Here is a 12494-nt window from a genome sequence, read left to right as displayed (position 1 = left end):
ATCCGCAGCCCGGCAATGCCGGTTCTGCGGTGACCCGGACCGGAGCGGTGCTGTTGTCGCTGGCCGGTACCAACTGAAAGACATCTCCCCCCATGGACAAACTGCGCATCACCGGTGGCCGCCCCCTCAATGGCGAAGTGGTCATCTCCGGCGCCAAGAACGCTGCCCTGCCTGAGTTGTGCGCCACCTTGCTCACCGCCGAGCCGGTGACGCTGACCAATGTGCCACGGCTGCGCGATGTGGCCACCATGCGCCTGTTGCTGGACAACATGGGCGTGCAATCCGAAACCCACGGCGAACGCGGGGGCATGACTTTCCAGGCGCCCGATTCGCTCAAGGCTGAAGCGCCCTACGAACTGGTCAAGACCATGCGCGCTTCGGTGCTGGTGCTGGGCCCGCTGCTGGCGCGCTTTGGCCACGCCAAGGTGTCGCTGCCCGGTGGCTGCGCCATCGGCTCGCGCCCGGTGGACCAGCACATCAAGGGCCTGCAGGCCATGGGCGCCGAGATACAGGTCGAACACGGCTACATGGTGGCCCAGCTGCCGGCAGGCAAGACGCGCCTGCACGGTGCGCGCATCGCCACCGACATGGTCACCGTGACCGGCACCGAGAACTTCCTCATGGCCGCGGCGCTGGCCGAAGGCGAGACGCTGCTGGAAAACGCGGCCCAGGAGCCCGAGATTGCCGATCTGGCCGAAATGCTGATTGCCATGGGTGCGAAGATCGAAGGTCACGGCACCAGCCGCATCCACATCCAGGGCGTGGACCGCCTGCACGGCGCTTCCCACCAGGTGGTGGCCGACCGCATCGAGGCTGGCACCTTTCTGTGCGCCGTGGCCGCGACGGGGGGCGACGTGATCCTGCGTCATGCGCGCGCCGAGCACCTGGACGCAGTGATCGACAAGCTGCACGAGGCGGGTGCCGAGATCGAGGCCGGCGACGGCTTTATCCGCGTGCGGGCTTCGGGCCGCCTGAAGGCTCAAAGTTTCCGGACCACCGAGTACCCGGGCTTCCCGACCGACATGCAGGCGCAGTTCATGGCGCTCAATTGCATCGCCACCGGTTCCAGCAAGGTGACCGAAACGATTTTTGAAAACCGCTTTATGCACGTCAACGAGCTGGTGCGCCTGGGCGCGAAGATCCAGACCGATGGCAAGGTGGCGGTGGTCGAGGGCATTGACAGGTTGTCGGGCGCGATCGTCATGGCGACCGACTTGCGCGCGTCCGCCAGCCTGGTGATCGCCGGCCTCGTGGCCGTAGGCGAGACCATCGTCGACCGCATCTACCATCTGGACCGTGGCTACGATCAGATGGAAGAAAAGCTGCGGGGCATCGGCGCCAATATCGAAAGAGTGAAATGATCACCCTCGCCCTTTCCAAAGGCCGCATCTTCGACGAAACCTTGCCGCTGCTCGCGGCTGCGGGCATTGAGGTGCTGGAAGATCCGGAAACGTCGCGCAAGCTGATCCTGCCGACCAACCAGCCCGGCGTGCGCGTGGTGCTGGTGCGTGCCACCGACGTGCCCACCTACGTCGAGTACGGCGGCGCCGATCTGGGTGTGACCGGTAAGGACACACTGATCGAACACGGCGGCCAGGGCCTGTACCAGCCGCTGGATCTGCAGATCGCCAAGTGCCGCATGAGCGTGGCGGTGCGCAATGACTTTGACTATGCCTCGGCCATGCGGCAGGGTTCGCGCCTGAAGGTGGCCACCAAGTACACGGCCATCGCGCGCGAATTTTTCGCCAGCAAGGGCGTGCACGTGGACCTGATCAAGCTCTACGGCAGCATGGAACTCGCGCCGCTCACCGGTCTGGCCGATGCCATCGTGGACCTGGTGTCCACCGGCAACACGCTCAAGGCCAACCAGCTGGTCGAGGTCGAACGCATCATGGACATCAGCTCGCGCCTGGTGGTCAACCAGGCCGCGCTCAAGCTCAAGCAGGCCGCCATCCGCCCCATTCTCGACGCCTTCTCCAGCGCCATCGAAAAAAACGCCGTACCGTCATGAGCCTCACCGCTTCGCCCCTCCGACTGTCCACCACCTCGGCCGATTTTGAGGCGCAGTTTGCCGCCCGGCTCCATTGGTCGGCGGAGACGGACAGCGCGATCGAGCAGCGAGTCGCGGACATCCTGGCCGATGTGCAGCAGCGCGGTGATGCCGCGGTGCTGGAATACACCGCACGTTTTGACGGCCTGACGGTGGACAGCCTCCAGAATCTGGAGCTCACCCAGGCCGAACTCAAGGCCGCGTTTCACAGCCTGCCCGCCGCCCAGCGCGACGCACTGGAATCGGCCGCGCGCCGGGTGCGCAGCTACCACGAGGCGCAGAAGAAGGCCAGCGGCGAGAGCTGGAGCTACCGCGACGAAGACGGTACCCTGCTGGGTCAGAAGGTCACGCCGCTGGACCGCGTGGGCATCTACGTACCCGGCGGCAAGGCGGCCTATCCCTCCAGCGTGTTGATGAACGCGATCCCCGCCCATGTGGCCGGGGTGGACGAGATCATCATGGTCGTGCCCACGCCCCGGGGTGAAAAGAACGCATTGGTGCTGGCCGCGGCCTATGTGGCCGGCGTCACCCGCGCCTTCACCATCGGTGGCGCCCAGGCCGTGGCCGCGCTGGCCTACGGCACGGCCACCGTGCCCAAGGTCGACAAGATCACCGGCCCGGGCAACGCCTACGTGGCGAGCGCCAAGAAGCGTGTGTTCGGCACCGTGGGCATTGACATGATCGCCGGCCCGAGCGAAATCCTGGTGCTGGCCGATGGCAGCACGCCGGCCGACTGGGTGGCGATGGACCTGTTCAGCCAGGCCGAACACGACGAACTGGCCCAATCGATCCTGCTGTGTCCGGACGAGGCCTACATAGCCGCCGTTCAGGCCGCCATTGATCGCCTGCTGCCGACCATGCCGCGCGCAGCCATCATCGCCAGGAGCCTGAACGACCGCGGCGCGCTGATCCAGACGCGCGACATGGAAGAGGCCTGCGCCATCAGCAACCGCATCGCGCCCGAGCACCTGGAGGTGTCGAGCAGCGAGCCGCACCGCTGGGAGCCGCTGCTCAAACACGCCGGCGCCATCTTCCTCGGCGCCTACACCAGCGAAAGCCTGGGCGACTACTGCGCCGGCCCCAACCACGTGCTGCCCACCAGCGGCACGGCGCGTTTCTCGTCCCCGCTGGGCGTGTACGACTTCCAGAAGCGCAGCAGCCTGATCGAGGTCAGCGCCGCTGGAGCACAAACGCTGGGCACCATCGCCGCCGAGCTGGCCTATGGCGAAGGCCTTCAGGCCCATGCCCGTGCTGCGGAGATGCGTCTGAACGAAGTGCCCCCCATGCGAGTCGCGAAATGAACGCCATGAACACCCCGAACCCGCTGCGCTTCATCCGCCAGGACATCCAGTCCATGCACGCCTACGCCATCCAGGACTCGGCCGGCATGGTCAAGCTCGATGCGATGGAGAACCCGTTCTCGCTGTCGCCCGAGCTGCAAGCCCAGCTGGGTGCCCGCTTGGGCGCCGTCGCGATCAATCGCTACCCCGGCGGCCGCATCGACGATCTGAAGCAGGCGCTGGCCCGCTACGTGGACCTGCCCGCAGGCTTCGACCTGATGCTGGGCAACGGTTCGGACGAGCTGATTGCCCTGCTGGCGATGGCTTGTGACGTGCCCGGTGCCAGCATCCTGGCGCCGTTGCCCGGCTTCGTGATGTACCAGATGAGCGCGCAGCTGCAGGGCCTGGTCTTCCACGGCGTGCCGCTGACAGCCGATTTCGAGCTGGACGAAGCCGCCATGCTGGCCGCGATGCGCGAGCACCTGCCCGCCATCACCTACATCGCGTATCCGAACAACCCCACCGCCAACCTCTGGGATGCGGGCGTGATCCGGCGCTTGGTCGCCGAGGCCGCCACCTTCGGCGGGCTGGTGGTGATGGACGAGGCCTATCAGCCGTTTTCCAGCAAGACCTGGCTCGACGAAATTCGAGCCGACCCGGTGGCCAACGCCAACGTGCTGCTCATGCGCACGCTGTCCAAGTTCGGCCTCGCCGGCGTGCGCCTGGGCTACATGCTCGGGCCTCAGACGCTGGTGCACGAGGTGGACAAGCTGCGCCCGCCCTACAACGTGAGCGTGCTCAACGCCGAATGCGCGCTGTTCGCACTGGAGCATGCCGATGTGTTCGCGCAACAAGCGGCTCAGATCCGCGAGCAGCGGGCGCTGCTGATCGGCGCGCTGGCCCGCATGCCGGGCGTGACGCCGTTCCCCAGCGACGCCAACATGGTGCTGGCGCGTGTGCCCGATGCACAACGCTGCTTCGACGGTCTGAAGGCGCGCGGCATTCTGGTCAAGAATGTTTCTAAAATGCACCCATCGCTGGCCAACTGCCTGCGCCTCACGGTGGGCACCCCCGCCGAGACTGCGTTACTGATCAGCGCCCTGCAACAAACCCTATGACCGTCATGTCCTCCGTTTCCCCTGCCGCTGCCGCCGACCGAGTGGCCGACGTCCAGCGCAACACCGCGGAAACGCAGATCAGCGTGCGCATCAACCTCGACGGTTCGGGTGCGGCGAAGCTGTCCACCGGCATCGGGTTCTTCGATCACATGCTCGACCAGATTGCCCGCCACGGGTTGATCGATCTGGACATCCAGGCCCAGGGCGACCTGCACATCGACGGCCACCACACGGTGGAAGACGTGGGCATCACGCTCGGTCAGGCCTTTGCCAAGGCCGTGGGCGACAAAAAGGGCATCCGCCGCTACGGCCACGCCTATGTGCCGCTCGACGAGGCGCTGTCGCGCGTAGTGGTCGATTTCTCGGGCCGTCCCGGCCTGCACATGCGCGTGCCGTTCAAGAGCGGCATGGTCGGCGGCTTCGACACGCAGCTCGCCTTCGAGTTTTTCCAGGGTTTCGTCAACCACGCTGGCGTGACGCTGCACATCGACAACCTGCACGGCGAGAACGCCCACCACCAGGCCGAGACCGTGTTCAAGGCTTTCGCACGCGCGCTGCGCATGGCGCTGGAGCGCGACACGCGCCTGGGTGACGTGATTCCCTCGACCAAAGGCTCGCTCTGAGTTTTTCTGCTCCCTTGCTCCGATGAAATCCAAGACAGTCGCCGTGGTGGACTACGGCAGCGGCAATCTGCGCTCCGTGTCGCAGGCCGTGGTGCATGTGGCCGCAGGCAGCGGTCTCGATGTGCTCGTCACCTCCGACCCCCAGGCGGTCTTCGACGCCGAGCGCGTGGTGCTGCCCGGGCAGGGCCACATGGCCGACTGCATGAACGAACTGGCCGCGTCCGGTCTGAAAGAGGCCGTGTTGCACGCCGCGGCGAACAAACCGCTCTTTGGTGTCTGCGTGGGCATGCAGATGTTGCTCGACCGCAGCGAAGAAGGTCCGACCGATGGCCTGGGTCTGATTCCGGGCGAGGTGGTGCGCTTCCGCCTCGAAGGCCGCCTGCAGGCCGACGGCAGCCGGTACAAGGTGCCTCAGATGGGCTGGAACCAGGTGTTCCACGATCTGGGGCGCGGCGTGGCACACCCCTTGTGGACGGGCATCGATGAAGGTGCGTATTTCTACTTCGTGCACAGCTTCTATGCCCGCCCGTCCCATGCACAGCACTGCGTGGGTGAGGCCGACTACGGTGGCCGCTTTGCGGCAGCGATCGCCCGCGACAATATTTTTGCCACCCAGTTTCACCCCGAAAAGAGCGCCGACCAGGGCCTGGCGCTCTACCGCAATTTCCTGTCCTGGAAACCTTAACCGTCCACTTCTTTCCGACCACCATGCTGCTGATTCCTGCCATTGATCTCAAAGACGGCCAGTGCGTTCGCCTCAAGCAGGGCGACATGGACCAAACCACCGTTTTCGGAGAAGACCCCGCCGCCGTGGCCCGTGGCTGGGTTGACAAGGGTGCGCGCCGCGTGCACCTGGTGGACCTGAACGGCGCTTTTGCCGGCAAGCCGAAAAACGAACAGGCCATCCGAGCCATCCTCAAGAGCATCGGTTCGGAGGTGGACGTGCAACTCGGTGGTGGTATCCGTGATCTCGACACCATCGAACGCTACCTCGATGCCGGCCTGCGCTACGTGATCATCGGCACCGCCGCGGTGAAGAACCCCGGCTTTCTGCAGGACGCCTGCACCGCGTTCGGCGGCCACATCATCGTGGGCCTGGACGCCAAGGACGGCAAGGTCGCCACCGACGGCTGGAGCAAGCTCACCGGCCACGAGGTGGTCGATCTGGGCAAGAAGTTCGAAGACTACGGCGTTGAGTCCATCATCTACACCGACATCGGCCGCGACGGCATGCTTTCTGGCATCAACATCGAAGCCACCGTCAAGCTGGCGCAGTCGCTGTCCATACCCGTGATCGCCTCGGGTGGTCTGTCGAACCTGGAGGACATCCGCAAGCTTTGCGGTGTGGAGGACGAGGGTGTCGAGGGCGTGATCTGTGGCCGCTCCATTTACAGCGGTGACCTCGATTTTGAAGCCGCTCAGAATCTTGCTGACGAGTTGAACGGCTGAGCATGCTCGCCAAACGCATCATCCCCTGCCTGGACGTGACCGGTGGCCGCGTGGTCAAGGGCGTCAACTTTGTCGAGCTGCGCGACGCCGGCGATCCGGTGGAGATCGCCGCGCGCTACAACGATCAGGGTGCCGATGAACTGACCTTCCTGGACATCACGGCCACCAGTGACGGTCGCGACCTGATCCTGCACATCATCGAAGCCGTGGCCTCGCAGGTCTTCATTCCGCTCACGGTGGGCGGCGGGGTGCGTACCGTAGAAGATGTGCGCCGCCTGCTCAACGCGGGTGCCGACAAGACCAGTTTCAATTCGGCGGCGATTGCGAACCCGCAGGTGATCCGCGAAGCGTCCGACAAATACGGTGCGCAATGCATCGTGGTCGCCATCGACGCGAAGCGCCGCTTTGGTGAGGACATGTTCAACCGCGGTGAGGGCTGGGATGTCTACAGCCACGGCGGGCGCAAGAACACCGGACTGGACGTCATCGCCTGGGCGAAGCAGATGGCCGATTTCGGCGCCGGCGAAATCTTGCTCACCAGCATGGACCGCGACGGCACCAAGTCGGGCTTTGACCTGGCGCTCACCCGAGCTGTGTCTGATGCGGTGAATGTGCCGGTGATCGCCTCCGGCGGTGTGGGAAACCTCGATCATCTGGCCGACGGCGTGCAACAGGGCGGGGCGGATGCCGTGCTGGCCGCCAGCATCTTCCACTACGGCGAATACACCGTGGCCCAGGCCAAAGCGCGCATGGCCGAGCGCGGCATACCGGTCCGTATCTGACCGGAGCGGACTCTTCAGTTGTTGAGGCCCGACGGGTTCGGCCATTGCCGGTCCAACCGGTCTTCCAGTTCGCCGATGCTGGCCTCCAGGCCGTTGCCGGATTGTTCGATCACCCGGGTCAGAACGGCCTGTGATTGATCGATCTTCTGCTGCACTTTTTCAGACAATTCCAGCTCGCGCGCGGCCATGGACTGCATCTCCGTTTGCAGGTACTGGCGCAATTCGGTGAACCGGGATGCCTCTGCCTTGTCGGCCAGATGGCGCTGATCGGTGGCTTCTCGCGTGATGCGCCGCACTTCCATCAGGTGCACCGTCTGGTAGTAGACCAGCGCGAGCAGAAACACCACCAGCACCAAGGTCAGCATACCCAGCAACACCAGTCCCAGTGGGGCCTGTACCTGCGCGAACCCGAAACTGAGTGCCGTGGGTTGCAGTATCTGTTCGAAATTGAGTGCCACGAACCCGGCGATCAGCAGGATGAACAGGATCAGGATGAGCGTTCGGATTTTCATATCGGTGTCCTGTTGGTGAACCCGGCCCCGGAGTGGAGCAGGCGATCAGAGCAAACCCATCCTACCGTCATTCGGCCAAAGCCTCTGTCGGGTGCCGCACACATGGTAGATTCCTTCCATGAACTGGTTGGACGAAGTGAAATGGGACGCCCAGGGGCTGGTCCCGGTGATCGCGCAGGAAGCGGCGAGTGGCGACGTGCTGATGTTCGCCTGGATGAACCGAGAGGCCTTGCAGAAAACGGCCGAACTCGGCCGCGCAGTGTATTTCAGCCGCTCACGCAACAAGCTCTGGTTCAAGGGCGAAGAGTCAGGCCATGTGCAGACGGTGCACGACATCCGGCTCGATTGCGACAACGACGTGGTGCTGCTCAAGGTCACGCAACTCGGCCATGAGCCGGGCATCGCCTGTCACACCGGGCGCCACAGCTGCTTCTACCAACGCCATGAAAACGGGCTATGGCATGCGGTCGATCCGGTGCTCAAAGACCCCGAATCCATCTACAAATGATCCCCATGTCTTCCACCGATGCCCTGGCGCGCCTGGCCGCCGTGATTGAGAGTCGCAAGCCAGCGAATGGCGGTGATCCCGAAAAAAGTTACGTCGCCCGCCTGATGCACAAAGGTCCGGATGCGTTCCTGAAGAAAATTGGCGAAGAGGCCACCGAGGCCGTGATGGCTGCCAAGGACTGTGACCATGGTGGCGACGGTCAGAAGCTGGTGAACGAAGTGGCCGATCTCTGGTTCCACTGCATGATCGCGCTGGCGCACTATGGCAAGACCCCGGCCGATGTGGTGAACGAACTCTCGCGGCGCGAGGGTTTGAGCGGCCTGGAAGAAAAAGCGCTGCGCAAGGCGGTGGCGCGCGAAGCCGAGTCCAAATCCTGAAAGGAAGCGACATGAACGACATCATCGACGTCAAAGCCGTCGACAGCGAAAAAGCCGAGTCGCTCAAGACCATCGGCTGGATCAGCTATTTGCTGCATCTGATCGTGGCGGTGGCCGCGGTCATTCCTGGAGCGCAGGTGGGTGCTGGTCTGCTGATCGTGGCGTTGATCATCGACCTGGTGAAGCGGTCCGACGCCGAAGGCACCTGGCAGGCCAGCCATTTCTCGTGGCGCATCCGCACCGTGATCTGGGCTGGCGTGCTCTATGTGGTGACGTTCCCTCTGTTTCTTCTGTTGTACCTGCCTGGTGCGATCGCCTGGGCCATCATTTCCATCTGGTTCCTCTACCGCATCGTCAAGGGCATGGTGCGCATGAACGCCAGCCAATCCCTGCCCGACTGAACACGCCTACCCATGAGCACGCACGACCCGGACTGCATTTTTTGCAAGATCATCGCTGGCCAGATTCCCTCGAAAAAGGTGTATGAAGACGAGGAGTTGTACGTTTTTCATGACATCCACCCCTGGGCGCCGGTGCATTTTCTGATGGTGCCCAAAATGCACCTCGCATCGATGGCTCAGCTCACATCCGAACATGAACGCTTGATGGGGCGCATGATGGTGCTCGCACCGAAACTCGCCATGGAACAGGGCTGCAATCCGTATCCCGATGGCGGATTCCGCATGGTGTGCAACACCGGCTCCGAGGGCGGGCAAGAAGTGCGGCATTTGCATGTGCACATCATGGGCGGACCACGACCCTGGTTGCGGGGCTGACACCGACCAAGAGGTATTTGGCTGGGGGCGGGATTTCCCTTTGAAGGGCTTCTGAACTCTGCCCCGGGCTTAGAATCCCACCCATAGCGTCCAACGCTTCATTTCTATATCTGGAGAAAATTATGGGTTCTTTTTCGATTTGGCACTGGCTGATCGTGCTGTTGATTGTCGTGATGGTGTTCGGGACCAAAAAACTCAAGAACATTGGCTCGGATCTGGGCGGTGCCGTCAAAGGTTTCAAGGACGGCATCAAGGAGGGTGGCCAGAGTGCTGCCGATACCCCCCCCTCGGCACCCGCCGGTCAGGTGACCCAGGACACGCGCACCGACAAAAACACCATCGACGTCGAAGCCAAGCAAAAAAGCTGATGTTGTGCAACAGCGGTTGTTTCCTGAACCGCTGTGAACCCGGCACGGGCATGGCCCGTGCCCGCCTTGATTTCCGGATGGCCGACACATGATTGATCTGGGCATTTCCAAACTCGCCCTCATTGGGGCGGTGGCGCTGATCGTCATCGGCCCTGAGAAGCTTCCGCGCGTTGCGCGCACGGTGGGTGCTTTGCTGGGCAAGGCTCAGCGCTACGTTTCGGACGTGAAGGCCGAGGTGAGCCGGTCGATGGAGCTCGAAGAGCTCAAGAAGATGAAAGAGTCGGTCGAGAGCGCTGCCCGCGACGTCGAGTCCTCGGTGCAGAGCGGCGCAGGTGACTTCGAAAAATCCTGGTCCGAAGCGACAGCCGGCCTGGAGGGCAACACGGCCTCTTACGATGAGGCGCTGGGTTCCATCGGATCTGATCTGCACCCCACCTACAAGCACCCCAAGAAGAACTGGCGCATCAAGCAAAAGGCCATGCCCCAGTGGTTCAAGGCCCGCACAGGTGTTCGTACCCGCACCCAGTCGGGTGCCGCGCGCGTGGCGCGTTTCCGTCCTCGCTCCACTACCGCTCCCCGTTGATGTCCGACCCCAAAGATTCCACCGACGAACTCGCCGGTTCCGAGCAGCCTTTTGTCCAGCATCTGATGGAGCTGCGTGATCGGCTGCTCTACGGTATCGTGGGGTTGGCGATCTGCATGGCGTTGCTGGCCTTCTGGCCAGGCCCCAGCGGGCTGATCGACCTGATCGCGGTGCCCATTCGTGCGCACATGCCACCCGATGCCAAGCTGATCGCGGTGGGCGTGTTTTCCCCCTTTTTCGTGCCCATCAAGGTGCTGGCCATGGCGGCCCTGCTGCTGTCGTTGCCGTGGTGGATGTACCAGATCTGGGCCTTTGTGGCTCCGGGGCTGTACAGCCACGAAAAACGCTTTGCGATCCCTCTGATCGTGCTGGGCAGCTTGCTGGCCTATGTGGGGATTGCCTTTGTGCAGTTGTTTGTGCTTGACAAGATGTTTGGCTTCATCCAGCAGTTCACCCCCGCCAGTGTTGCGGCCACGCCCGACATTGCGTCGTACGTGGAAGCTATCCTGTCGCTCTACCTGGCCTTCGGTCTGGCGTTCCAGGTGCCCATTGTGGTGGTGCTGCTGGTGAAGACGAACATGGTGACGGTGCAGAAGCTCAAGGAGTTTCGCGGCTATTTCATCGTCGTCGCGTTTGTCATCGCCGCGGTGGTGACCCCACCCGATGTCATTTCGCAACTTGCACTGGCGGTGCCCATGTGCCTGCTGTACGAGGTGGGCATCTGGGGCGCGCAGTGGTTCATCAAGAACACCGCTGTGCCTGAAGCGCCGGCTGAAGACGTTCCTGCGAAGTGAGTTGCCTTTGGGTCGGACCCGTGAGACGGGTTCCGAGCTTCGGATTCACTCGACCGGCCTGGGTGGCGGTGTGCGCTTCCCCGGGGTGATGTCAATGCGGCTTTTGCCGTCCTTGCGCACCACATCCAATGTGGCCGGTGTGCCCGGTTGAAGCCCGGCCACAGCAGACAGCAGTTGTGCTACATTGGTGACATCGCGACCCGCCACGCCAACGATCACATCCCCAGGGCGGATGCCTGCCTGGGCAGCCGGGCCATTCTGCAAGACGCCCGTGATGATGACGCCAGTGCCAGACGACAGGCCAAAACTTTCGGCCAGCTCCGGGGTCAGGTCCTGAGGCTCCACACCGATCCAGCCGCGAGTGACCTGGCCGTCGCGCACGATGGCATCCAGGACACTGCGCGCGGTTGAAGTCGGGATGGCAAAACCGATGCCCATGGACCCCCCCGAGCGCGAGTAGATGGCGGTGTTGATGCCCATCAGGTGGCCATTGATGTCCACCAGCGCACCGCCCGAGTTGCCCGGGTTGATGGCCGCATCGGTCTGGATGAAGTTTTCAAAGGTGTTGATGCCAAGCTGCGTGCGCCCCAGCGCGCTGACGATGCCGCTGGTCACGGTTTGCCCCACACCGAAAGGATTGCCGATGGCCAGCACCTGATCGCCGATGGAAAGGGCGTCGGAATCTCCCAGTGTGATCACCGGCAGTTCCTTCAGGTCGACCTTCAGAATCGCCAGATCGGTTTCGGGATCGGTCCCAATCACCTGTGCTGCGCTTTTTCGACCATCGTTGAGGATGACCTCGATCTGGTCGGCTTCTTCAATCACATGGTTGTTCGTCAGGATGTAGCCCGCAGGGCTGACGATCACACCCGAACCCAGACCCGCCTGGGGCTGTGCCTTGCCCTGTTCGCCGAAAAAGAAGCGGAACCAGGGGTCTGCATTCGGGCTCCCGGCTTCGGCTGCTTTGCTGGTGTTGATACTCACCACCGCGGGCGATGCAGCTCGCGCAGCAGCGCTGAAGCTGTTGGTCGCAGGCAGGGAAATCCTGGGTGCAGGGGCTTCCAGCACTGGGACCACTGAAGTGAATGTGGGCTTGCGGTTCAGCCACTCGGGTTTGAGTGTGGCAACCACAAAAAAGGCTGCCAGCAGCACGGTCACGGATTGGGCAAAAACCAGCCAGAGTCGTTTCATGTCGGATCAGTGTGTACAAGTCTTGGGTCGCAGGCACCTGAGTGTGGGCCATCCCGCTTGACCTGATTGTGCTGCATATGGCA

Annotated in this window: 17 protein-coding genes; 15 read left to right on the top strand and 2 right to left on the bottom strand. The window is 63.1% G+C overall.

The annotated features are described in order from the left end of the window. The first annotated feature begins 92 nt into the window (after window positions 1–92). The 8 genes from murA to hisF are packed head-to-tail and all read left to right on the top strand — an operon-like array spanning window position 93 to window position 7302. Window positions 93–1361 carry a UDP-N-acetylglucosamine 1-carboxyvinyltransferase gene (gene murA / locus AC0GNO_RS09855; RefSeq protein ID WP_472889139.1) on the top strand — a complete coding sequence of 423 codons (1269 nt, stop codon included), beginning with the start codon at window positions 93–95 and terminating at the stop codon, window positions 1359–1361. Beyond that, window positions 1358–2011 (top strand): ATP phosphoribosyltransferase, encoded by a 654-nt coding sequence (gene hisG, locus AC0GNO_RS09850; protein WP_472903873.1) that lies wholly within the window; start codon window positions 1358–1360, stop codon window positions 2009–2011. The genes murA and hisG overlap by 4 nt, the downstream gene beginning before the upstream one ends. Then, window positions 2008–3351 carry a histidinol dehydrogenase gene (gene hisD, locus AC0GNO_RS09845; RefSeq protein WP_472903872.1) on the top strand — a complete coding sequence of 448 codons (1344 nt, stop codon included), beginning with the start codon at window positions 2008–2010 and terminating at the stop codon, window positions 3349–3351. Before hisG ends, hisD begins: the two co-directional genes overlap by 4 nt. Beyond that, window positions 3348–4448 carry a histidinol-phosphate transaminase gene (hisC, locus tag AC0GNO_RS09840; RefSeq protein ID WP_472903871.1) on the top strand — a complete coding sequence of 367 codons (1101 nt, stop codon included), beginning with the start codon at window positions 3348–3350 and terminating at the stop codon, window positions 4446–4448. Before hisD ends, hisC begins: the two co-directional genes overlap by 4 nt. A gap of 5 nt (window positions 4449–4453) precedes the next feature. Further along, window positions 4454–5071 (top strand): imidazoleglycerol-phosphate dehydratase HisB, encoded by a 618-nt coding sequence (hisB, locus tag AC0GNO_RS09835; RefSeq protein WP_472903870.1) that lies wholly within the window; start codon window positions 4454–4456, stop codon window positions 5069–5071. A 22-nt stretch (window positions 5072–5093) separates the two neighbouring features. Then, the gene (hisH, locus tag AC0GNO_RS09830) at window positions 5094–5756 is read left to right on the top strand and encodes an imidazole glycerol phosphate synthase subunit HisH (protein ID WP_472903869.1); all 663 of its coding nucleotides are present in this window, start codon (window positions 5094–5096) and stop codon (window positions 5754–5756) included. A 23-nt stretch (window positions 5757–5779) separates the two neighbouring features. After that, the gene (hisA, locus tag AC0GNO_RS09825) at window positions 5780–6520 is read left to right on the top strand and encodes a 1-(5-phosphoribosyl)-5-[(5-phosphoribosylamino)methylideneamino]imidazole-4-carboxamide isomerase (RefSeq protein ID WP_472903868.1); all 741 of its coding nucleotides are present in this window, start codon (window positions 5780–5782) and stop codon (window positions 6518–6520) included. 2 nt (window positions 6521–6522) lie between these two features. After that, window positions 6523–7302: an imidazole glycerol phosphate synthase subunit HisF gene (gene hisF, locus AC0GNO_RS09820; RefSeq protein WP_472889146.1), complete on the top strand. Its 780-nt coding sequence runs from the start codon at window positions 6523–6525 to the stop codon at window positions 7300–7302. Between the two features lie 14 nt (window positions 7303–7316). On the opposite strand, the gene AC0GNO_RS09815 is transcribed toward hisF, so the two are convergent. Continuing rightward, window positions 7317–7814 carry a LapA family protein gene (locus AC0GNO_RS09815; protein ID WP_472889147.1) on the bottom strand — a complete coding sequence of 166 codons (498 nt, stop codon included), beginning with the start codon at window positions 7812–7814 and terminating at the stop codon, window positions 7317–7319. A 109-nt stretch (window positions 7815–7923) separates the two neighbouring features. On the opposite strand from AC0GNO_RS09815, the gene hisI reads away from it, so the two are divergent. The 7 genes from hisI to tatC all read left to right on the top strand — a co-directional run bounded on the left by hisI (window position 7924) and on the right by tatC (window position 11220). After that, window positions 7924–8322 carry a phosphoribosyl-AMP cyclohydrolase gene (gene hisI / locus AC0GNO_RS09810; protein WP_472889230.1) on the top strand — a complete coding sequence of 133 codons (399 nt, stop codon included), beginning with the start codon at window positions 7924–7926 and terminating at the stop codon, window positions 8320–8322. Window positions 8323–8327: 5 nt separating this feature from the next. After that, window positions 8328–8699 (top strand): phosphoribosyl-ATP diphosphatase, encoded by a 372-nt coding sequence (locus AC0GNO_RS09805; RefSeq protein WP_472889148.1) that lies wholly within the window; start codon window positions 8328–8330, stop codon window positions 8697–8699. Window positions 8700–8710: 11 nt separating this feature from the next. Next, complete coding sequence (locus tag AC0GNO_RS09800; RefSeq protein WP_472889149.1) at window positions 8711–9100, top strand: DUF4870 family protein; 390 nt, start codon at window positions 8711–8713, stop codon at window positions 9098–9100. Window positions 9101–9112: 12 nt separating this feature from the next. Continuing rightward, window positions 9113–9475 (top strand): histidine triad nucleotide-binding protein, encoded by a 363-nt coding sequence (locus tag AC0GNO_RS09795; RefSeq protein WP_472889150.1) that lies wholly within the window; start codon window positions 9113–9115, stop codon window positions 9473–9475. A gap of 122 nt (window positions 9476–9597) precedes the next feature. Further along, window positions 9598–9843 carry a Sec-independent protein translocase subunit TatA gene (gene tatA, locus AC0GNO_RS09790; protein ID WP_305360216.1) on the top strand — a complete coding sequence of 82 codons (246 nt, stop codon included), beginning with the start codon at window positions 9598–9600 and terminating at the stop codon, window positions 9841–9843. A gap of 88 nt (window positions 9844–9931) precedes the next feature. Continuing rightward, window positions 9932–10426: a Sec-independent protein translocase protein TatB gene (gene tatB / locus AC0GNO_RS09785; RefSeq protein ID WP_472889151.1), complete on the top strand. Its 495-nt coding sequence runs from the start codon at window positions 9932–9934 to the stop codon at window positions 10424–10426. Next, entirely contained in the window at window positions 10426–11220 is a 795-nt protein-coding gene (gene tatC / locus AC0GNO_RS09780; protein WP_472889152.1) for a twin-arginine translocase subunit TatC, read from the top strand. The genes tatB and tatC overlap by 1 nt, the downstream gene beginning before the upstream one ends. Before the next feature lie 45 nt (window positions 11221–11265). On the opposite strand, the gene AC0GNO_RS09775 is transcribed toward tatC, so the two are convergent. Then, window positions 11266–12411 (bottom strand): S1C family serine protease, encoded by a 1146-nt coding sequence (locus tag AC0GNO_RS09775; protein ID WP_472889153.1) that lies wholly within the window; start codon window positions 12409–12411, stop codon window positions 11266–11268. Window positions 12412–12494: the final 83 nt, after the last annotated feature.

The organism is Hydrogenophaga sp. L310, assembly GCF_055703065.1.
Note: the sequence above shows the minus strand (reverse complement) of the source record. Positions and strands in the feature narration are given on the sequence as shown.